At 51.4% G+C, this 21,457-nt stretch carries 11 protein-coding genes and 1 tRNA gene; 5 read left to right on the top strand and 7 right to left on the bottom strand.

Features of this window, described 5'->3' with window-relative positions:
• The first annotated feature begins 48 nt into the window (after positions 1-48).
• A tRNA-Pro gene (locus tag Enr17x_RS15435) sits at positions 49-122 on the top strand.
• A 125-nt stretch (positions 123-247) separates the two neighbouring features.
• On the opposite strand, the gene Enr17x_RS15440 is transcribed toward Enr17x_RS15435, so the two are convergent.
• Positions 248-1,432, bottom strand: coding sequence for a sialidase family protein (locus Enr17x_RS15440; RefSeq protein ID WP_145310206.1), 1,185 nt, complete (start codon positions 1,430-1,432; stop codon positions 248-250).
• 28 nt (positions 1,433-1,460) lie between these two features.
• Complete coding sequence (locus Enr17x_RS15445; RefSeq protein WP_315852992.1) at positions 1,461-3,452, bottom strand: sialate O-acetylesterase; 1,992 nt, start codon at positions 3,450-3,452, stop codon at positions 1,461-1,463.
• Between the two features lie 338 nt (positions 3,453-3,790).
• On the opposite strand from Enr17x_RS15445, the gene Enr17x_RS15450 reads away from it, so the two are divergent.
• The 3 genes from Enr17x_RS15450 (at position 3,791) to Enr17x_RS15460 (ending at position 8,528) form a co-directional block, all read left to right on the top strand.
• Positions 3,791-4,963 carry an AraC family transcriptional regulator gene (locus Enr17x_RS15450; protein WP_145310210.1) on the top strand — a complete coding sequence of 391 codons (1,173 nt, stop codon included), beginning with the start codon at positions 3,791-3,793 and terminating at the stop codon, positions 4,961-4,963.
• Positions 4,964-5,193: 230 nt separating this feature from the next.
• Positions 5,194-6,039, top strand: a complete 846-nt coding sequence (locus Enr17x_RS15455; RefSeq protein WP_145310212.1) for a phytanoyl-CoA dioxygenase family protein — start codon at positions 5,194-5,196, stop codon at positions 6,037-6,039.
• Positions 6,036-8,528: a sodium:solute symporter gene (locus tag Enr17x_RS15460; protein ID WP_145310214.1), complete on the top strand. Its 2,493-nt coding sequence runs from the start codon at positions 6,036-6,038 to the stop codon at positions 8,526-8,528. The genes Enr17x_RS15455 and Enr17x_RS15460 overlap by 4 nt, the downstream gene beginning before the upstream one ends.
• 13 nt (positions 8,529-8,541) lie before the next feature.
• Here the strand turns inward: Enr17x_RS15460 and Enr17x_RS15465 are convergent, their stop codons facing one another.
• The 5 genes from Enr17x_RS15465 to Enr17x_RS15485 all read right to left on the bottom strand — a co-directional run bounded on the left by Enr17x_RS15465 (position 8,542) and on the right by Enr17x_RS15485 (position 17,472).
• Complete coding sequence (locus tag Enr17x_RS15465; protein WP_145310215.1) at positions 8,542-8,973, bottom strand: hypothetical protein; 432 nt, start codon at positions 8,971-8,973, stop codon at positions 8,542-8,544.
• 89 nt (positions 8,974-9,062) lie between these two features.
• Positions 9,063-9,983: a DUF1559 domain-containing protein gene (locus tag Enr17x_RS15470; RefSeq protein WP_198000592.1), complete on the bottom strand. Its 921-nt coding sequence runs from the start codon at positions 9,981-9,983 to the stop codon at positions 9,063-9,065.
• A 438-nt stretch (positions 9,984-10,421) separates the two neighbouring features.
• Positions 10,422-15,371 carry a carboxypeptidase regulatory-like domain-containing protein gene (locus Enr17x_RS15475; protein WP_145310217.1) on the bottom strand — a complete coding sequence of 1,650 codons (4,950 nt, stop codon included), beginning with the start codon at positions 15,369-15,371 and terminating at the stop codon, positions 10,422-10,424.
• A gap of 12 nt (positions 15,372-15,383) precedes the next feature.
• Complete coding sequence (locus tag Enr17x_RS15480) at positions 15,384-15,803, bottom strand: BlaI/MecI/CopY family transcriptional regulator (RefSeq protein WP_145310219.1); 420 nt, start codon at positions 15,801-15,803, stop codon at positions 15,384-15,386.
• Between the two features lie 106 nt (positions 15,804-15,909).
• Entirely contained in the window at positions 15,910-17,472 is a 1,563-nt protein-coding gene (locus Enr17x_RS15485; RefSeq protein WP_145310221.1) for a TolC family protein, read from the bottom strand.
• Positions 17,473-18,580: 1,108 nt separating this feature from the next.
• On the opposite strand from Enr17x_RS15485, the gene Enr17x_RS15490 reads away from it, so the two are divergent.
• Entirely contained in the window at positions 18,581-21,454 is a 2,874-nt protein-coding gene (locus tag Enr17x_RS15490; RefSeq protein WP_145310223.1) for a PSD1 and planctomycete cytochrome C domain-containing protein, read from the top strand.
• Positions 21,455-21,457 lie beyond the last annotated feature (3 nt).

Genomic DNA, 21,457 nt, shown 5'->3' on the forward strand with positions numbered 1-21,457 from the left:
TCTCCTGCGTTGATTCTAAAAGCCGTCTTGTTAGAATGAGAGTCACAGCGGGATGTGGCTCAGCCTGGTAGAGCGCTGCGTTCGGGACGCAGAGGTCGCAAGTTCAAATCTTGTCATCCCGACTAGACCGCGTAAAAGATCAGGTATTACCACGAACCATAAGCAAGTGGCCCGGGGCAGAAGTGAACGGTCAACAATCTAAATGGCAAAATGTCTGTTCGTACTGAGTGACTAATTTTGTCTCTCGTCAGGCATAAAACTGCTCGATTTTATAAATCCGCAGAGTAATTTCCGAATCGCGTTTCCACTTGGTGGAACGGGAATAGTAGGCGACTAGTGCTTCATCACCAACAAACGTCACCGAGGGATAGGATGCGTCTACCGAAGACTGGTTTTCGATATCCTTGAAGTACTTCCAGGTTTTTCCCTCATCCTGAGAAATCGCTGTGGTCAACGGCGTACGTGGCCAGTTTGAAGGTGAGGCCACATTATTCCAGATCAGCAACAGATCGCCGGTCTTGGGAATCCGTTTGACGAGCGGAGGTGCTTCGGGTGCGGGGAGCTCTGACGGCTCGGGAGTGCTCCAGTGCACACCGCCATCCTCGGAAATACTCTGATAAAGTCTCTGGTTTGTATTGCGCAGAAAACACAACAGACGACCGTCTTTCAACTCAACAATCGCCGGTTCATGACAGCCGCGTCCCTTCGCCGTCATACTGTCGACACTTCGCTTCCAGGTGCGAAATCCGTCATCTGAATAAAAGACGAACGAATGCAGATTTCCTCCTTTATAGGCAGTGCCCCCAATGTATTTTTCTGCGAACGGTCCATGCGCGGGAACGATCACACGACCGGTACTCAGTCTCAGTGCATGGTCGGCATTACAGCAGTACCACCCCGATTCGGAAATTTGACGCTGCTCTCCCCAGGTCTGGCAATTATCCGTTGAACGTCGGCAGTACACATTCCGCTGTTTCGCACTGTCCCAGCCGACGTAAAAGAACAAGACTTCATTTTCAGACAGCCGAACCAGATTCGGATGCTTCACATTGTGTTTCCATTCGTTGGGTTGTATGCCCCGACGCCCTCCCCAGGTCCGTCCTTTATCTTTTGAGACCATGGACGTAATCTGACAGGCTACATGATCGCCAATACCGGAGTGGCCTTTTTTTTGTGACGGATTTTCCGATTGACTGTAGTATTCCGACCAGACCAGTAGCAGATGCTCGTCATCCAACGGAAAAATCAACTGATGATCGTGACGGGGAAAGTGGGGCATCCAGGGACAGACGATCTGATCATGCACCGGCTTCAAGAGTGGACGATTCTTGCCAATCGACTCTCCCTTTGCATGCAGAATCGAAGTGGAATAGCCCCCCAGTAGGGAACAGGCCAGTGACGACTTTAAAAAAGAGCGACGTGGAATATTCACAGGGCAATACTTTCTTTTCTGAGCGCATTCATTTTTGTATTTCCGTTTGGCGATCGGTCGTCAGCAGAGTGGTCTTGAGAGGCCGCGTCATTCGAAACACGCCTGCAGGCCCGCCCGGTGCACCGGAATAAAAGAAGACATGCTGCACACCGGTTTTCAAATCGACTACGGAACCTCCGGTATGGAAGCCATCGGCTGTCTCATAAAATTTACCTTCGCGGTCAAACAGTCGGCATTCCATTTTCCATACTGCCGTCTCCCATTTCTCGGGTGCGATGCTGAAAAGATTGATTGACATGCTGCTACGGTCTGACTGCACCGCTTCGAAGTTTCCGGTCACGGGATTGAATATCAGGTCGGAGGTATCTACCGAGCGTTTACTGATCATGTTGGTCTCTTTGACTTCGATTGGCGCTCCAGGCTTGCCGCGCATCTGAATCAAATTGCGCGTTGTCTGATTCCGGGCCAGCCCATAAAATTCTCCCTGATGAAAGACAAAATTGGGCTCGGCCTGATGGCACCAGTCGGGCAGAGGAATGCTGATGTTTTTCCAGCTTTCGCCCCCATCTTTCGATTGATAGAGTGCCAGTTCCCTCACAATGCTGCCAGGCCGATTATTTTTATAGTGAGTATGGTGTCCAAACAACAGCAGGCCTAGTTTCGGATCGTCAATGATCCTGGGGCCGACGTAAACAATGGGACCGGAATGATGGTCTTCCCGAAAAGCGGTTTTCAGATGACGCCAGGATTTCCCCTCGTCATCCGAACGAAAGACACCATGATTACAGACCAGAATGACCGCCCCGTCCCGCGTCGTTCCAACAGCATTCAGATGCACTTTGTAGCCGAGCGGACTCAGATTTTTGGGGCCGAATTTGTAACGATGAGACAGGGGGATCATACCGCCACGGTTACGGTCTGCTGCCTGCATACAGTTCCGTATATCGTAAGGTGTAGACCATTTTTTTCCTCCATCCGTTGAACGCACAATCACGGAATAGGTGGTATCGGCGTCAGCTTTGCCCGCGACATTCACATTATGTCCCGGCATGGCGCGATGAACGACAATCAGGGAATCCCCCGACTTTGTAGCTACGGGCCAGCCATAATGGTCGTTGTCTCCCTGGGGATTGTAAGGGAGATTGACGGGAGCAATTTCGAACTGGGCTGCATTCTCGCAACAGGCTTGAGCGTTTGGTTCCGCCTTTAATAATCGCTTCACCAGAGAGTGTGATTGAGGATCGTCGACCGTTGCCGATGCCAGTTTTAAATATGCTTGTGCCAGGTGGGTCCCCAGATCGATCTGCCCGCGGGAACTATAATGTGCCAGAAGTGTCGTTGGCTTTCCGTTAACAGTGATTTCCTCCGGTTTCCGCTCCAATGAATCCGTATCGACCATGATCACGTTTGCCATTTCATCGGCAACCTGCTGCTGTGCCTGACGGATATTCTCTGTAGATTCCCGTTGCGGAATGATCCTGCTGATCCGGCCGAAGATAACCGGTAATTCAGGCTGGTCAGACTTCCGGCGAACCTCTTGAATCAGATTACGGAATTTCTTTGCATATGCCGGTTCATGGAAACGGGCATCCCGTTCCCCCTGCATCCAGAACAGGGCAGCAACTTCTCCCCCGCTGGCTTTTTGCGCGTCATCCAGTTTCTGAAACAGTCCCCTGAGCAGAGGCATGCGCGGCTGCCAAAGTCTGATTGCTGTGCCTCCTTTGGCATGTTTGATCAGACCAATATCCTGGTCCGGATATGCCTGTGAAAGTTCATGAGCGATCGCTAAATCAGGACCGAATTCCTTTCCGGGTTCTACATAATCAACTTTATTATGATAGGGAACCCATTTTCCTTTCGACCAGAAATAAACGTTCTTCGGTGGTTGCTGTAAGTTATCCGGCAGTTCGGTGAGCGTTCCCTGCGAAACCATGTTCGACTGACCTGCCAGGAGAAACAGTTTGTCGATCGCAGGGTCTTTCGCAAAGAGTATGGAAACGTTGAACCATCCCGCCAACAAAATTGACAGGAATATGAATCGTCGTAGAGAATTGCAAATAATGTCACTGCTCCTGTACTGAATTGATAAATGTCTATCCTATATCCTACACGAATCAACGATGCTCTGTCTGATATAATCTGGTGATCTGCCTTGATTCCGCACTCCCATGATTGTCGCTGACGCAACTGACGTCTATTCAACATAGCGAATAACATGTTCACTTTTGCGACTTCTGATTTTAAGGGCATAATCGGTTTGCTATTCCAGGTGACAGTCTCTACAAACAGAACTGACAAATAAAATAATATCAACTGCTTTCGGAAGTTTACTGATTTAAAACAATAAGGCTCATCATTGTGAACCGTTTGCGAGTAGCGCTGCTTGTGGAAACGTCGAGAGGGTACGGACGTGGAATTCTGCACGGCGTCTGGCAATATATTCAAGAACACGAAACCTGGTCGATTCTGTATCGCCCCTGCGGTTTCGGACAAGTGGCGCCTTCCTGGATCTCATCCTGGGATGGGGACGGGATTATCGCTTTCATTGATACTGCGAAAACCGCACGACTGTTAAAGCAGTCTGGCGTCCCCACCATCGATCTGCTTGGAGAGCTTGTTCCTAAACCCAAAGTTCCCTTTGTAGCGCCTGATAATCAGCAGGTCGCTAAATTGGCAGTTCAGTATTTTCTGGACCGGGGTTATCAGTCATTTGCGGCATGTGGATTTCGTGCCGGTCTGCGTCCCATGCTGGATCAGCGTTGTCTTTATTTTCAGCAACAAATTCAGGAGACCGGAGCCGAATGTGCGTTGTTTACGCCACGAGGAGGCGGAAAAGAGGGGCCTTCCTGGGAACGTGAACAGGAACAGATCGCCCGCTGGATACAAAGCCTGCCCAAGCCACTGGCACTCTTCACTTGTAACGATACACGAGGACGGGAAGTCTTGAACACCTGTCAGACACACAATATTTCCGTTCCGGAAGAGGTCGCGGTACTGGGAGTTGGCAATGACGATATTCTCTGTCAGCTCAGTGACGAACGTCTGAGCAGCATCGACGTAGATCCGCAACGGGTGGGGTACCAGGCGGCCGCCGTGTTAGATTCATTCATGCATCATAAACAGGTTTCCGATCTGACATTGATCCCTCCCCGCCGGGTTGTGTCTCGGCACTCGACGGATTCATTGGCCGTCACAGATCCGGAACTGGCAACCGCGATTCAATATATCAGACGCTATGCCTGTCAGCAGATTCAGGTGGAAGACGTTGTGAAACAGGTAAATCTGGAACGCCGCGTACTTGAACGACGATTTCGAAAACTGCTGGGACGTTCTCCCAAGGCAGAGATTATTCGCCTGCAACTGGTGCGCGCCCGAGAACTCCTGGCAGAAACTCCCCTGTCTAATACGGAAATCGCCTACCGCTGCGGGTTCAACAGTGCAGCCTATTTTATGGACCTGTTTCGCCGTAAAGTCGGTCAGACGCCAGGAGAATTTCGCCAGGCCTCTCAGAGCCCCGAGCATATTGTTTAAACCATAACATTAAATACTCTACAGCACGAAAATGACGCGTATCAGAATACCTGATTCGCAATTGTGAATAGACGATAATCAGGAACATGCTACTGTAGTAATCTGGCAGTTTCTCAATCAAGTGATACTGCCGACAGCCTTACTTTTCAGACAATAATCGACTGTATCACATTAACGGGAATACAGGACAGGCTGAAAAATATCAAACAACTAAAGCAGTAAGAACAACTATGGATCAATTTGAAATTGCCTCTCGCCTCAAACAGGATGGATACTGCGTTGTTGAAAATGTGATTCCTGCGAACAAGGTCGATTCCATCCGTAAAGAAGTTGTCGCCGCTCAACTGGCGCATCACGAAGAAGCCGAACGCGAGCTCGAAAAAACGCGTGCCCGCGGACACCGGATCGGTGTAATCGGTGTGGGGCTGTTAAAGCAGGTCATTAATGCCACACAGTGTTTTGCCCCTTACCTGGCTGATCCCCGTGTACTGGGAGTTGCAGAAGAGATTTTCGGCGACTTTGTCCGCATCTCCTGTACGGACTGTGTGGTCACGTATCCCGGAAATGATCGGGGGTACTGGCACGCCGACTGGCCCTACAATGCCACGAACACCACGCACGTCAAGGCACCCTACCCGGATATAATGATGCATCTGGCTTCGATCTGGATGCTGACTCCTTTTACAAAAGAGAACGGCGCGACTTACATTCTTCCCGGCAGCCATAAATATGATAACAACCCTGCCGCCGGCGGAATGAGCGGCATCGATCAGGATGCACATCATCCAGCTGAACTTCAAGCGACCGGATCTGCAGGCAGCGTCTTATTATACGACAGTCGGCTCTGGCATGCCGTCGCACCGAATTTTAGTGACGAATCGCGAGCTGCCTTGATCATTCGCTATGCTCCCTGGTGGCTCAATCTGACTCCCACTATTCGCGGCACTCCCGATCATGAGCGGATGGTTCTGGAAACGGGAGGCAAAAATTACGATGCGATCCCGGTTCGCAGAGAGGCATTCGAAATACTTCCTGACAACATCAAGGATCTGTATCGGCATTGGGTGTCTGAATGACTTATACAGCAGGTTTGACTCCTGGTAGAACAGGAGGAAGCTTTCTGCAGTATGTCTTACAGTATTTCCTCCTGATCTGCCTGTGCCTGGCGTTTCTCGGCGGAAGTGCTTGCGCTGATGTGCCTCTAACTGCTGCGCTAGACTGGCAGGAGCTTCCCTTGCCGGCACCTGAAACCGCTGGCCAGTATGTCGTCCTGCACGATCAACTGCTTTTTGTCTTCGCCAATCGCATTTTCGCGCTCAACGGGCCCAACGCAACCTGGCAGCAGGCTGACCTCGCATCCCATGAGGAATGGCCATTGCTGTTTCAACAATTGAAACAGGGTGCCAGTCTGCAACCTACCACGGCCGGCATCATCTGCACTGGGGGAACATCAGCACAAGTACGTCTGATCAGAGCAAGCAATGGGCAACTGCAACTTTCTACGCTCCCCCCATTGCCGGATCGGATTCAACAGCCAGCTTGTGCCGTTCTGAATGATGTGCTGTATGTACTGGGCCAGCTTGAGAACAGTGCCAATAGTACAGGCTGGTCGATAGATGTTTCAGCCAACGCAAATCAGCAACCCCACTGGAAGGAATGGCAACTACCAGTTAAGCAGCTCCAGCAGCCAGTACTCCGGGTTCAGAACGGAAGCCTGTATCTGTTGCAGAAACAATCATCCGAAGTTTTTCTCTACAAAAATCAGGAGATCTGGCAAGCAGCCACCCCTGCTCCGACCAGCACTTTCAGTCAGCCGCCCCTCGCTCTGGGCCCCTCTCATTTCCTGCTACCTGCTGATTCCGCAGGCGGCAATGATCTGCTCTATCACACGATCACCGATACCTGGCGCATCGCCCCTTTCATACTAGAGCCAATGCCCGATCAATCGCAGTCAACGCTGCAGTCAGTCTGCAACTGGCAAGGTGGCATGCTGATGGTCTATCCGGAGAGACTGTTCTGGGGACATCCACAGCGGCTCTCGCAAGGCTTTCAAGTAGCCGACCTGATTGTACTCGGGTTGTACTCGGTGATGCTCATCGCAATGAGCGTCTATTTTACCAGACGGAATCAGGACTGTCGTGAATATTTTCTGGCTGGTCAACGCATTCCCTGGTGGGCTGCCGGACTGAGTCTACTGGGCAGTTCGCTTAGTGCCATTACCTTCATGGCATTTCCTGCCATGGCTTTTCGGACCAACTGGGTCTACCTGCTGGGAAACTTCATGATATTGGCGGTCGCACCACTGGTGATCTGGTTTTACCTCCCCTTTTACCGTCGCCTGAATGTGACAACAGCCTATGAGTATCTGGAATATCGTTTCGGTCTGCCCTCGCGACTGGTCGGCAGCAGTGCGTTTCTGCTGTTTCAACTGGGGCGTATGGGGGTCGTGGTTTATCTTCCAGCACTGGCACTTTCGACTGTGAGCAGTTGGGATATTTATACCTGTATTCTGGTGATCGGCTGCGTGGCGACATTGTATACGACGCTGGGAGGCATCGAAGCTGTTATCTGGACTGATGTCATACAGGTTCTCGTGTTGATTGGAGGGGCTCTCGTCAGTCTGTTTGTCATTCTGTCGAAAATTCCGGGCGGGATGGAGACAGCCATTTCCTCAAGTCTCTCAGCGGGCAAACTGCATGCGGTAAATTACTCTTGGGACGTGGCATCGACGGGAATCGGCGTCGTAATTGTCGGGAGCCTGTTCAAGTTTCTGATTCCCTACAGCAGTGATCAGGGAGTGATTCAGCGTTACCTGACCACCAGTGACGAACGTCAGGCGGCGCGGGGAATCTGGCTCAACGCCGCTGCATCGATTCCCGTCTGGACGCTGTTTTTTGCGCTGGGAACCGGCTTGTGGGTCTTTTACCAAGCCAGCCCGGAGCGACTCGATCCACTCGGTAGAACCGACGAAATTTTTGCCTGGTTCATTGTGCATGAACTTCCCGCCGGTATCTCGGGTTTAGTGATCGCCGGTCTGTTTGCCGCTTCCATGTCGAGCCTGGATACCAGTCTCAACTCCATGGCGACGGCCATCACTGCTGACTTTTATCAGAGTTTCCGACCTCAATCATCTGACCGTAGTGCATTGCGACTGGCACGTTTGCTGACGGTGTTGTTGGGGATCTTCGGAACACTGACTGCCATCTATCTGGCTCGTGCGAACACACAGTCCATCTGGGATCAGTTTCTAAAGATCATGGGACTGTTCGGTGGAGGACTGGCAGGAATGTTCATCGCAGGTATTTTCACACGCCGCACCAGCCAGACAGGGATCCTCGTCGGATTTTCGCTGAGTGCGATTGTGCTCTATCAGGTTCAACTACGGGGCACTGTCCATTTTTTTCTGTACGGTGCCATTGGAATTCTGACCTGTGCTCTCAGCGGCTGGCTGTTCAGCCTGCTACTGCCCCAGAGCAGGAAACAGATCGAAGGCCTGACGATTTATACGTTAAACCCACCGAATGCTGTGGAAACTGACATTCAGCCATCAGAGTCAATTGACTAAACAGGCCCTCTTTTCAGTTTGCTTCTTTTTTCAGATTGAATTCATGTTTGAGCGGCGCCTTTCCCGCATCGACTTGAAATTCCAGCGTGGAAGCGGAGTTCCATTTCTCTGGCAGAAACTGTTCTGTGGTCGGACCATCGTCCATAGGGCTGATTTCCGCTTTCTTATCGACGGGGCGATAAGCTTCCACTTGCACACGATGCTTTCCTAGAGGTACGCCTCCTTTATGATCAATGACGAATGTGCCATTTTCAATATAAGCCGCGGAAGCAGGCCCCCCCTTTTCACCGAGGGGAGTAAACCTGATGAGTCCATCTGTGACAGGTGAATCTTCATAAATTACGGTCCCCTGAACAACCCGACGCAACGGTTCATCGTCAAGCTGTGTTCCACAACCAGACAGGACGAGGCTTAATAATCCGAGAATCAGCCCGTTTCGAATCATTACTGTGTATCCTTATTAATAAACTGAGAGAGGAACCCTGACTGGTTCACACTCTTTCTTTTGCTAAAAATTAACGTCAAAGCTTAAAATTAAAACTCGCCAACAACCTCTCTACCGGCCCGTGTGGTCAGGTCTGCTAGAACCCCCGCATCGATATTTTCAGAAATAAAGTGGACGCTACCATCGGCCATCAGCATATGACAACCACCGGTATGCCTGCTGGACAGCGCCCCATCCAATCGATAATTCCCCGGCGGTGTCCCTAAACGTGTGTTAAAGCCGTTGATGCCATCGGACGTATCGACCAAGTTACTGTAGTTCCAGTAAAACCCTTCATTAGAACCAGGTCCCCCGCCGAGTACTTCCCCTACGATAAAGGTAGTACTCGTACCATCGACAATGTCTCTGACTTTCGTATTCGAGAGCGCAAAGAAGATGCCGTCTTTATTCACCCCCATACGATTGGCCGTCGCAGAGCAACGACGCTGCACACTGTCTGCCACTCCCGCCATATTGGTAATTCCAAAATCCTGCTTATCACAGGCGTCACCTTTAGAGCCAACAGTGCAACCACCATTCGTCCGGTTACTGCAGCAAGTCACCAGTTCAAACCCCTGATCGTCACTGGGACAGAGATAGACGGGGATCTGTGTCGCACCTAAAGACCAGTCAGCAACGCTCGTGTTGTAATAATAGTCGGTAAAGGTGTACTGATTGTACAAATTGGCGTGATCCAGAAACGGCAGGATATACACACTCCAGGCCCAGCCACGGATCTGAATAGAATAACCACAGGTACTGTCTGCAATCAGCGATCCAGGAGGGAACAGGGAATGTGTTTCGTGATAGTTGTGCAGAGCCAGTCCCACCTGTTTGAAGTTATTTTTGCAGGCAGAACGACGGGCCGCTTCGCGTGCCTGTTGAACAGCCGGCAGGAGCAGAGCAATCAAAATGGCTATGATGGCAATCACGACCAGCAACTCAATCAAAGTAAAAGCACGTCGGCGCATGATAGATTCTCGATTCAAGTAATAAGGTATAAACAGAATCACTCAATCAGTGACGGATTGAATGTAGAAAACGAAAGAGACAGGAATCTTAACCGAGAATAAAGCGCAACTTGACCGATGCCAATTCGTAATAGCGACATCTCAATTCGTCTTTGCGTCAAGCCAGAGACAAAGGACATGTCTCCTTAATGCTCTGGGCTATTCAAAATCGCTTCCATGCTTCCTGAACGAGAAAGCATCCTGCCCTCATATTCCCTGTCTGAGGGACTCTCAGGAAGCTCGCGACCTAAGCATCTGCGGAAACCTGAAACAGGCTGAATTGTCAAATATCGCGACTTTGATGAAATACCGCCAAGTATCTCTCAAACAACCAGCCCCAGATCTGCATTGATTATCCAGGCTTTAAAGACGAATAGTGTAAAGTGCCAGACAAAGCGTCTATGGCAGTTGTAACAGCAAAGGTGACTTGCTGACGACTTTGGCATTCACACGATAGGGCGGACGATTACCGAAGTCGATGCTATATTCTTCGGCCTGAAACCCTCTGGGAACATGCAGTGTGAACTTTCCTTCCACATCGGATTTCCCCCGTGAATAGATCCGGCCTGAATCCACCGTCATAATCATAGCTCCTTCGACCGGGCGATCATAAGCATCGATCAGTTTCCCTTTCTGCGGAAAGGTTGGGACGAGTTCAATCGTTGACAGCTGGAATTCAGTGGCTCCGGCTGGAATTTCAGACGTTTCCGAGATCCCCCCCACCTGGGTCCATTGGGAATAGTCACGGGGCTTGCTGATTAATTGAATCCGAACCGATTCCCCCGGAAGTAATTCTGCTGTGTAGATCCCATCCTTGTCAGAAAAGGCTCGTTGAGAATTAAGCCTTCCCCCTTGTCTGACAGAAATCCAAGCCCCAGAGATGGGTGTTTTCTCATCCTTTGTCTGAACAATGCCCCTGGCGGTAATCGTCGGTTTGAAGGGAATTGTCAGCCGTGTGGTTTTCCCGGCAACAACCTCGATTGCATCCGGGATGACTGCCCGCAATTTTACTTTGTCATCCGGAAAACGGGCATAGACTCGATAGCGGCCCTCCGCCAGTTCGGGAATGGTGAACTGGCCACTGGCGTCAGCAGTGAGACTGGCAGTTCCTTTACTGCTGTGAATGTCCCGACTTTCCGAATCAATAAAGACACTGACTCCTGAGAAATCAACGGAAGATTCCGCCGTTAGTGTCCCCTGAACGCGCCCCGTTGGTTCGAGCACAATGGGCACGATGCCGGGTGATTGATCTGCACCGGGAAGACGTGTTTGCTGTTTACCGTAACCTTCGCCCGTCGAAAGCAGAGAATGCAGCAACCGACGATCGCAAGCCGGCAGCATGATGTTACCCTGCTCATCAGTCCTGCCACCGATCAGCAGTCTGATTGGTTCTGGAACAATCTCGTATGCGCGACTGGTTTTATAGTGAAAGGGATCGACGCGAACTCCTGCAATTGGTTTCCCTTCGATATCTTTGACCACAATCGCGGTGTTTGTGGCTGGTCCCAGAACCAGGGCAACCGGATCACCGATTTTTTCGCGAAGTTGCTGATACACGTTCGCAGAGCCAATCTGGTGCCCTGGGGCGTAACTCCAGAGTATTCCTACAAAGAATGCTTTATCCTCTGCGACTACTTTTCGCGGAACGAGGATCGAAAAACGTCCCTGATCGTCGGCTTTGACCTCGGTAAAGTCCTTGTTAACGGTGGCAGGCAACCAGAGTCTGGCCCCGGGAATGCCTTTGCCGTCAGGAGTCATGACCTGCCCTGCCAGGCGAATCTGATCTTTGGGAACTGGCTGCCCGCCCAGAGGTGGCGGAGTCGGCTTAGGCTCCCTGGTCATCTCAGTGGGCGTGCCTTGAATCGGAGGCGGTACTTTCGTATCCAGATCCGCTGTCTGTTGTTCTCCAGCACTGATTTTCACAGGCTGACGAAAGACGACATCACTGTTTCGATAGTTCCTGCCGCCGATCACACGATCCAGCTCGGCGCCGTAGATTTGAATCTGGTAGTTCCCCGGGGAGACATCCTTGATCTCATAAGTTTTTCCATCAGCAGAAATGGTGGCATTATAATAAGTTCCCTCGCCACGCAACATTATGCGAGAGATGCCTTTAAATCGCTGGCGATTGACCTGTCCCCGGAGTGACCCTGTTGCCTGTGTCTTTAATACAATATTCGCCCGTTGTTTTTTGTCGAAGCGTTCCAGGCCGGGAAGACGCCCCTGGGCCACACCGCCCCCCCAATAGGCAAGTTCGATATCAGGGCTGGAATTCACATCCTTGAATTCAAAGCGTCCCTCTGCATTGGTTGTCGCAGACAGGAACTGCGACACCTGGGCGTTCGATTTGAGTTGCCCGTTCTGGACCATCGCCCAGTTGAAGGGAAATTCATTCCGCCCTCCCGTTCGTCGCTTACTCGCGGCGATCAGACGCAGCTGGACTCCGGGGACTGGTTTTCCATCCGCGTTGACCACTTTGCCCGCGAATGTGTGCAGCATTGCAGGATCGACCGGAGTCAGGCGGTACTCTTCCACCTTCGCGTCAGATTCCGCACGCGCCAGAACGCGCACGTGGACCTCTTTCTGATAGCCTTCTGCTTGAATTGTCACTTGCAGCGGCATTCCCTGCACGAACTTTCGTAGTTCGAAATCCCCCCTGGCGTTGACAATCCGTTCCCCGTTCATCACACGTACCCCGCTCAAAGTTCCCTGGGGGTCACTCGGCCTGCGCTCAGGTGAGAAGGTGATCTGTACCTTGAAGTCAGTGACCGGTTTACCAGATTGCGCGTCGACGACTTTGCCGCGAAGGATGCCTTCTGATTTCATTGTCACCACAAGTGGCTTGTTCTGGTCCGCCGGAAAATCCCGGTCAGAGATCGTGGAATAGCCTGATAAATTGAATGTCAGCGGTGCCACCTTCGAGAGCGAATCGAGTGTGAATTCTCCTTGTGCATCGGTTTTGGTAGCACGCCGCAAATGAAGATCATGACCATCCGGACCCGCATAGGAAACTGAGACTCCTGAAAGTGGCTTACCATCAGGACCGATCACTTTTCCTGTAATCATTCGCCCGAGTTTCATGGTGATATCATACGTGGCTGGCGATTTTTGAGTGCCTGGTGTGACCTGGAGTTTTAGGGGGGCGAAGCCATCTGCCTGCACATACACCCTGTATCGTCCAAGGGAATGATAGAGGTCATCCAACTGGTACTTCCCTTTGGCATCGGTGGTTGTTTTACGTGTTTGATCAGACGATTGTCCCATATTGACGAGTCTGGCACCGGTAATGGGGTTTCCTTCAGAATCCGTAATCGTCCCGCGGATTGAGCCCCCTGTCTTTCGTTTGGGAAGCGTGATGTCGTACTTGCGTTCTCCCATCGGGCGGGCAATTGTTTCCACCTTGGGGGAGATCCTGGCATAGCCGTCCTTGCGGACTAACAAATTCAGCCCCTGCAGGGGCAAAGATTCAATGCGGTATTGCCCTTTCGCGTCGGTCTTCGTGTACCCACCGGCACGATTCGTGTGGTCGCCTGGTACTCGCGCGCTGATGCCAGCGCCTGGTACCGGACTCCCTGTTTCATCGCGAACTGTTCCATACAAGGTAAATCCCGGCTTCAGTTTTACTGTGACTCGAGTGGTATCCTGCCCCGCCAGATTAATCGTCTGTGTGTTTTTCTCGAAGCCTTTCGCCAGGACTTCAAATGTCCATTCTTCAGGAGTTAAGCCGTTAACCACAGCCGTACCTTCAGCATTGGTTGGGTGGTCACGCTGCAGATCGAACCAGGGAAAATGAACGCGTGCATCGGGAACGGGGCGACCATCCGATTCTTTCAGAACCTGCACTTCCAAGGTGGACGCAGGAGTCAATTTTAATTCGACCTCATCCCCCGAATTGACCCGCTGCCCTTTAAAACGCTGCTGGCGTGAAGCCATCTTTTTCCAGTAGGCTGCGATGCGGTGGTTCCCCGGCAAAACCTGATCGAAATGAAACTTGCCCTGGTCATCGGTGCGAGTCGTTCGGTGATCGTAGTTGCTTTTTGATTTGTCGTAGGTCATCAAGCGGACCTCGGCATTCTTTACCGGCTGGTTCGCAGGCGTCAGAACCGTGCCTGTAACCTGCTGTTTAGCCTGCTGGGATGGCGCTTTCTCTTCGGCGAGCGCCTGGGCAGTCGAAGCAATGGTCAGCCCCGCTGTGACGATGGATATTCCCGCGATCAAGAACAGTAACATAGTTGACGCTTTGAGGCCGATACGCTGTGAAAGTGGCCGCGACGTATCGATAACTCGTTCGATTCGATCTTCGATCTCGGCCTTGCGGGCCATACTGACACCCAACTGCTGAAAACGGCGACCGGCTGAAGTAACACGGCTGGACATTTCCAGCAGAATACGAGCGTAATCAGTGCGTTCACCTGAAGTGCTAATGACGGCGTCGTCACAAGCATGTTCTGCCAGATCAGAAAGGGTTCGCTGCAGTTTCCAGGAAACCGGATGAAACCAGTAAAAGATGGTGCCTATAGCTGCAAGGAACGAAACGAGCGGGTCGTGCCGGCGAATGTGTTCTGCTTCGTGAGAGAGTACCATGGCTAACAGTGATCGGTCCCATGTTTCCCAGTCTTCCAGGAGAATAATGGTAGAGTTGACAATTCCCTGACACAGGGGAACACTGACTTCGGCAGACTGTACCACCTGCGCGCTGGCTACCAGATGCTGCACCTCTTCCGGTAACTTCACCGGCTGACTGCGTCGAACCAGTCGTAGACAATACCCGATGGAACAGGCCAGACGTATCGCCAGTGCCGTACTGACTGTCAGATAGATCACAGTGAGGATAACCACAAGAAGATCGAACCCTGACGGCAATAAGGATGCTGTCACTGTTCTGGTTTGAGGTTGTACTGCCTGAGTCAACGTATCGGAAGATTGCCTCACTTCCCTGGGATATGAAGACGGCTGAAGAGAGACTGGGGCGGTCGGGCTGGGCTGGAGTTCGGATGTTGGAACTGCCAGGGATCTAGTATTTACGTGGGATTTGATCGGTGTTGTTGTGGCGGGAGGATTTGGAATAGGCTCAGACGGTAGAGGAAAAGAAGTTTCAGTCGAAGCAGTCCAAGCCAGCAACGGGAGTCCGGGAACAGGGATAGCAGGTGCCAGCACCGAAAGGAAAGGCATCACCAGCATGGCCCCCAGGCAGAACAACCAAGCCCGATGACGCCAGGTCGCACTTTGAACCCGTCCGACGGCAAGCCCGACCCAGACGAATGCTGCCAGCAGTACTACTTTGATTGAGAGAGTCAAAAGCAGCCCCGAGAGCCACCACGCATATTCGATGAAGTTAGACGAGATCATGGTCTGTTCTCCTCATTTCGGGTCCGACTTTTCCGGACGCCTGGGGCTGGTGTGCTTTTCCTGTTGCGCGATCTTCGCAGCCAGTTCCTCCAGTTTCTCTGGAGAAATGACCTCTCGATCGACCATGCCAACCAATAGGGCTTCGATTGACCCGCCGCAAAAGCGTTCAATGATCGAGCGAACCGCGTCGGCCGCGACGTTTTGCGACCGCTCCCTGGGAGCGTAGATATAAGTGCGGCCATCAATGCGATGGCTGACATATCCCTTTTTTTCAAGGCGACGCAGAATCGTTCGCACAGTCGAGTCTTTCAGAGTCTGACTCGATTCGAGTTGCTGGCGTACCTGATCAGCGGTTGCTTCCTGGAGGTTCCAGACAATCGACATGACCTTGTTTTCCAGGTCGCTCAGCGGTGGTTTTTCTTTCGAGGACATCAGGGGCTCCATATGCTACAACATGTAACATATGCAGTTTTAACGTTACACTTTGTAACTGTCAACTAAATTCCAGCCCTGAAATGAAACTTTCGGACGAATCAGACTACTGCTGGCTGAAGGTCTGATCCCGCAAGCTGGCATCGCCGCTGTCATCACGGACGCTCTTGAGTGCTCCTGTCAGGAGGAATCCATCAATCTTGGATTGCGCGGCTGCGAGTTGGGATTGTGCGTCCACAAATTTAAGATTGGTATCAAAGAATGTTTTCCGGGCCAGCAGAATCTGCACAAAACCAACCTCTCCTGCCTGATATGCCTGATTCGCGATATCCAGCGACTCTTTGGCACTGGGAAGAATGTTAGTCGAATACAAATCAATAGCTGCGGTGGCTGTATCATACTCCCTGGAAACGACTGCCAAGCGTTCTTCAATGGCGTTTTTAATCCGCAGGGCCTCCATCTGAGCTCGACAGATTTCTGCCTGTGCCGCACTGATATTCCCCTGGTTTTTATTACTGATCGGCAAAGGCACACCAACCTGCAGATTCAGCATTCCTGAGTTAGTCCCATAGTCAACTCCTGCTCCTAACAGTGCCGTCATGTTGGGAATTGGCTGAACTTCCTGCCGCTCCAAGCCGGCAAAGGCTCGGGAAATGCGATCGTGCGCGGCGGCGTACTCCGGGCTGGAAGTGACGATATGGGTAGCAAGCCCTTCCCAGTCAACCACATCGATTTTTGTAGGAAGAGTTCCCTCTAGTTTTGTGTATTCCAACTCGGGAATGCCTGAGATCGCGGCAATTTCTCTCCAGACTGCAGCGAGTTTTGCCCTGGTCTGTCGCTGCGTCAGATGAACTTCACTTTTTAGGATCTTCGACTGCAGCACATCCACCCGAGTCCCTTCTCCGGCTTCCCTGCGTTGAATGGCAAAGTCCAGTCCCTTTTCTGCCACCTGCGAGAATTCAGCAATCAAATCCAGCTGTTTCTGCAATGCCAGTGCCTGATAAAACCGGATTTGAATATCAGTTCTGACGCGGAAACGCTGCGATTCCAATTCCTGCAATTGCGCGGACAAGGTTGCATTCAAGACTCGATTATTCAGTTCGAGCTTGTTCGCAGTCACGAACTCTCGTTCAATAAAAGCCAGATGCTGATCAGTCCCACGGTCCGCAAGCTGTTGTCCCTGATATCCCACGGTCGGGTTCGGACGCGTCGTCACCTGCTCTCGATATCCGGCTGCTTTCTGAGTCGTGGCAGCGAGTTCCTGTATCGCAGGATTATTTGCCAGGGCAATGGATTCCAGGTCTTGCAGAGACATCCCGCCAGTCAGGACTGGCTGATCTCCGGCTGCGGGAGCCTGAATTGGTTCCAGTGGAGTCGGATAAAGCTGCTCTTCCGCATCAACCAGTTTTACAGACTCTGTCTTTTCTATATCGCTGGCAGATGTGTTATGACTGGCAGTCGAAATGGACTTGAATTCCGTATCTCCCTCAGAAGAAATTTCAGGCTTCTCAATCTTGCTGTTAGCAACAAGAGACTTCGGTTGCGCAATCTCTTTCTTCGTAATGAATGGATTCATAGAACAGCCTGTCACCAGCAGGGAACCTGCAACAACAGCTTTCCCGAACGTCTTTACCTGGAACACATAACCGTCATGTTTTGAACGTACCATGATCGCCTTTGACACCTGTAAACGTTTCAGAATTGATGAATCGACCGATTGTCCGTAATCTGACGATACAACTGTTTTGTTCGGTTATACCATTCGATGAACCTGAGCGATTCCAGTGAAATCAGCCCTGCGATTACTACTATCGCTATAGTAATCAGCAAAACCCACACAACTTAACGCCCGGAGCCTGACAGGCAGGATGAAAGCATCCTGCACATATGAACTCGCCCTTCTAAACCAGACACGGATTTCAACTCGATCCATGCAGGATTCGGCAGTAACGTTTGGCAGGCATCATCACCGCATCTCTCATTGGTCAAGCCCCCTGCTCGCTATATTATGTTCCGGAAACGGTTGAAGGCGAGACGCCAGACTAGCGATACGCACGGAACAGAAATGGTGCAGTGCTTGATTCCAGTTTCAAACGTAAATCGCATTTCACTTCGCGATCTTCAGCTTGACAGGTTCCCGAAGCCGGCGAAACTTTGCGGAGATAGCGTCGCGTGCGCGAGGCTATGATTTCTCTTTTTCTCGCATACATTGTGTTTCATTGAACTTAGCGAAATCAGCAGTCATAAGGCTCTTTTTTACAATCGAGTGTTTTCTAACATGTCAGACAAATGTTTCAACCAACATATACAGAGTATACTCGATATCACCGGCTCGCGCCAGTTCACTCTGAGCAGTACGCAAAAAAGGGGCCATCGAAAGACTTCGTAGATTCTTCGCTGACAAATCACACTTATTCAATGACCATTCAAGTGCGGACCATAAGCGTTCGTCAGAGTACACACCCTGAAGTCAGCATACCAGCACTTGACCGTCGGACGCAATTGAGGAAACTTGCGAAACAATATCATTGATCACTCACACGGCGCGTTTCGCTTCTTCAAGCCCCCACCATAAAAAATGAAGATTCCGATTCACTATTCTGAAAAGAGCAATCAATGTCTGACGTTAGCTGCGATTTCGTTTTCCAAACCAAAGACATTGATCAATCCAGAATCAGCAATTCCCACCGAGATTTACCTTGTATGCTCTGATAGCTTTGATTACGATAAATGGAGATCTGACAGCGTTCACCCAACCCCACCTGCCAGCGTCACTTATGATCTCCACACGATTTACCTTGCCTCTGTTTGTTGCTGTTTTCGTTTCGTTCCCGATTGGAGCGAACCAAGCGGCTGAAAAACCACTCCTCTTCGAAGCGGATATCCAACCGGTTCTCTCTGCCAAATGTGGTAAATGCCACAGTGAGAAGGTTCGCAAAGGGGGGCTGGATCTCTCTACGGTCGCCGGCGTCCATCGCGGGGGAGAGTCAGGCGAATCCTCCATCGCTGACACTGTGGATGACAGCCTGCTCTGGATTCTGATCGACGCGGGTGATATGCCGCCGGAAGGGCAGCCTCAGCTCACCAAAAAAGAGCGCAAACTCATCCAAACCTGGCTCTCCACAGGAGCGAAGTCAGCCAAGCCATACCAACCCGAGGAAAAACAGCTCACACAACACGATGTACTGCCAATCATGTTGCTCCGCTGTACCACCTGCCATGGTGCTCGCCTCAAACGAGGGGGCCTGGATCTCAGAACTCCAGCCAGTATGCAAAAAGGAGGCGAACACGGCCCTGCCTTTATCGCAGGTAAACCAGCTGAAAGCCTGATGATTCAACGGATCGAAAGCCATGCCTGCCCCCCGCAAGAACAACTGCTGAAGTTTTTTGTCAAACGTCCTCCGCCCTCAGAAGTTGATACCCTGCGACAATGGATCGCCGCCGATGCCCCTGTTGACAACATCGCCCCTGATGTTCCCGGCACGGAACCAGACCCACTCGTCACAGAAGAAGACCGCCAGCACTGGGCCTTTCAACCACCTGAAGCGCCGCTGGGAGTTTCCTCAATCGATGACCTGATCCTCAAGAAGCTTCAAGCACACAACCTCAACTTCTCCCCGGAAGCCGATCGAGACACACTCATCCGTCGCGTTTATCTGGATCTGACCGGCATCCCACCGACACTCAAAGAATGGAAACGCTGGCATAACACAGATGATCCAAACTGGTATGCCGCGATGATTGATCATCTACTCGCTTCCCCCCGTTATGGCGAACGCTGGGGACGGTATTGGCTGGACATCGCCGGTTACGCCGACTCTGAAGGAGGGGTCTCCTCTGATCCGTTGCGCGAGGTCGCCTGGAAATATCGTGACTATGTTATTGATGCGTTCAATACCGATAAGCCTTATGACCGCTTTCTACTGGAACAGATCGCCGGTGATGAACTGATTGACTATGAAAACGCTCCTGCCACCACCGAAGAAATGGTACAGAATCTGGTCGCCACCGGTTTCCTCCGCATGGGTATTGACCAGACCGGTTCCCGCACAATGAATTTTGTGCCGGAACGCCTGGGTGTCGTCAACGACGCCATTAACGTCATGGGTTCCGGCGTTATGGGGCTGACACTGGAATGTGCCCGCTGCCACTCGCACAAATACGATCCACTACCACACCGTGATTATTATCGCTTCAAAGCGATTTTCCAGGGTGCTCTGGATGAGTACGACTGGCTGACTTTCAAAAACCGTTCGCTGGAATTAGCCACACCGGAACAGCAGAGCCGTGTCAAACAGATCAACCCCCTGCTCAATAAAAGACTGAAAAAGCTCGAATCAGCTCACAAAAAAGCGATTGCAGCTTTGCAAGTCGCGATGCTGCGGCAGTTTTATCCGAAACAATCTGCTGCTGAACAGCAGGAGACCCTCCGCGCTTTAAAGATTGCCGATAACACGCGCACACAACGTCAACGGATTCTGGTCGAGAAATTACGAATCGCAGAAACCATGCCCGAATCGAAATTCTCAGAATCGGTCAAGCAGGCACAACAAAATGTAATTTCCATCGAAAAGCAGAAGACTGAAATTAAACAGCAGATGGAACCCCCGCTTACAATCCGTGCCCTCTGGGACCGGGGCGAACCTTCGCCCACTTACATCCTGCTGCGAGGCGAACATGATCAACCGGGCAAACTTGTAGGGCCCGGAGTCCCCTCTGTTCTGACCGACGGACGTACCCCCTTCTCGGTGCAACCACCGTTTCCGAAGGGAACTCCCAAAACCGGCCGCCGCCTGGCATTGGCGCGCTGGTTAACAAAGAAAGATCATCCCCTCACAGCACGTGTAATCGTCAATCGCATCTGGTATCACCACTTCGGCACCGGACTGGTAAAAACACTCGAAAATTTCGGTGTGAAAGGTGAACGTCCTTCGCATCCGGAACTGCTCGACTGGCTGGCTGTCAAGTTTGTCGAACAGGGCTGGCGCATCAAAGACATGCATCACCTGATGCTGAATTCCCGCACTTACAGGCAATCCAGCACGATTACTCCTGAGATACAACAACACGATCCTCAGAATCGCCTGCTCTCTCACATGCCACTCCGCAGAATGAACGCCGAAGCGCTACGCGACTCAATTCTGGCGGTCTCAGGCAAGCTCGATCTCACCCCCGGCGGCCCTCCAGATTCGGTTACCGTCGACAGAAACGGCCTCGTCAGCGCCAACATCACCAGTAACGAAGGCTGGCGACGCAGTGTCTACCTGCAGTACCGTCGTACTGAAATTCCCACCATGTTGGATACCTTCGATTACCCTGAAATGGGGCCGAACTGTGTTTCGCGGACCATCTCCACGGTTTCACCTCAGTCACTGATGCTGTTGAACAATGAACGTGTTCATTCTTTGTCCCGCGCGTTCGCCTCACGCGTCCGCAATATGCTCGCAGACCAGAACAAGGATGATTTGAAGACACAGATCGCACTCGTATATCAGCTGGCACTGAATCGCTTACCAACTGCAGAAGAAAAGCAGTTGGGACAGGAAACCTTACAGGAATTGAAATCGCTCTGGAAAGATAATCCGCAAGCAGCTTTGGATACGTATTGCCATACTATCTTAAACTCTGCCGCGTTTTTGTATATTGATTGACGC

Origin of the sequence: Gimesia fumaroli (assembly GCF_007754425.1) — a bacterium.
In the GTDB taxonomy this organism is placed as follows: domain Bacteria; phylum Planctomycetota; class Planctomycetia; order Planctomycetales; family Planctomycetaceae; genus Gimesia; species Gimesia fumaroli.

Excerpts from the sequence above, each read along its gene's own strand:
- Enr17x_RS15485 (WP_145310221.1), bottom strand. The coding sequence starts at position 17,472 with ATGGTACGTTCAAAACATGACGGTTATGTGTTCCAGGTAAAGACGTTC.
- Enr17x_RS15490 (WP_145310223.1), top strand. The coding sequence starts at position 18,581 with ATGATCTCCACACGATTTACCTTGCCTCTGTTTGTTGCTGTTTTCGTT.
- Enr17x_RS15465 (WP_145310215.1), bottom strand. The coding sequence starts at position 8,973 with ATGATTCGAAACGGGCTGATTCTCGGATTATTAAGCCTCGTCCTGTCT.
- Enr17x_RS15480 (WP_145310219.1), bottom strand. The coding sequence starts at position 15,803 with ATGTCCTCGAAAGAAAAACCACCGCTGAGCGACCTGGAAAACAAGGTC.
- Enr17x_RS15455 (WP_145310212.1), top strand. The coding sequence starts at position 5,194 with ATGGATCAATTTGAAATTGCCTCTCGCCTCAAACAGGATGGATACTGC.
- Enr17x_RS15470 (WP_198000592.1), bottom strand. The coding sequence starts at position 9,983 with ATGCGCCGACGTGCTTTTACTTTGATTGAGTTGCTGGTCGTGATTGCC.
- Enr17x_RS15475 (WP_145310217.1), bottom strand. The coding sequence starts at position 15,371 with ATGATCTCGTCTAACTTCATCGAATATGCGTGGTGGCTCTCGGGGCTG.
- Enr17x_RS15460 (WP_145310214.1), top strand. The coding sequence starts at position 6,036 with ATGACTTATACAGCAGGTTTGACTCCTGGTAGAACAGGAGGAAGCTTT.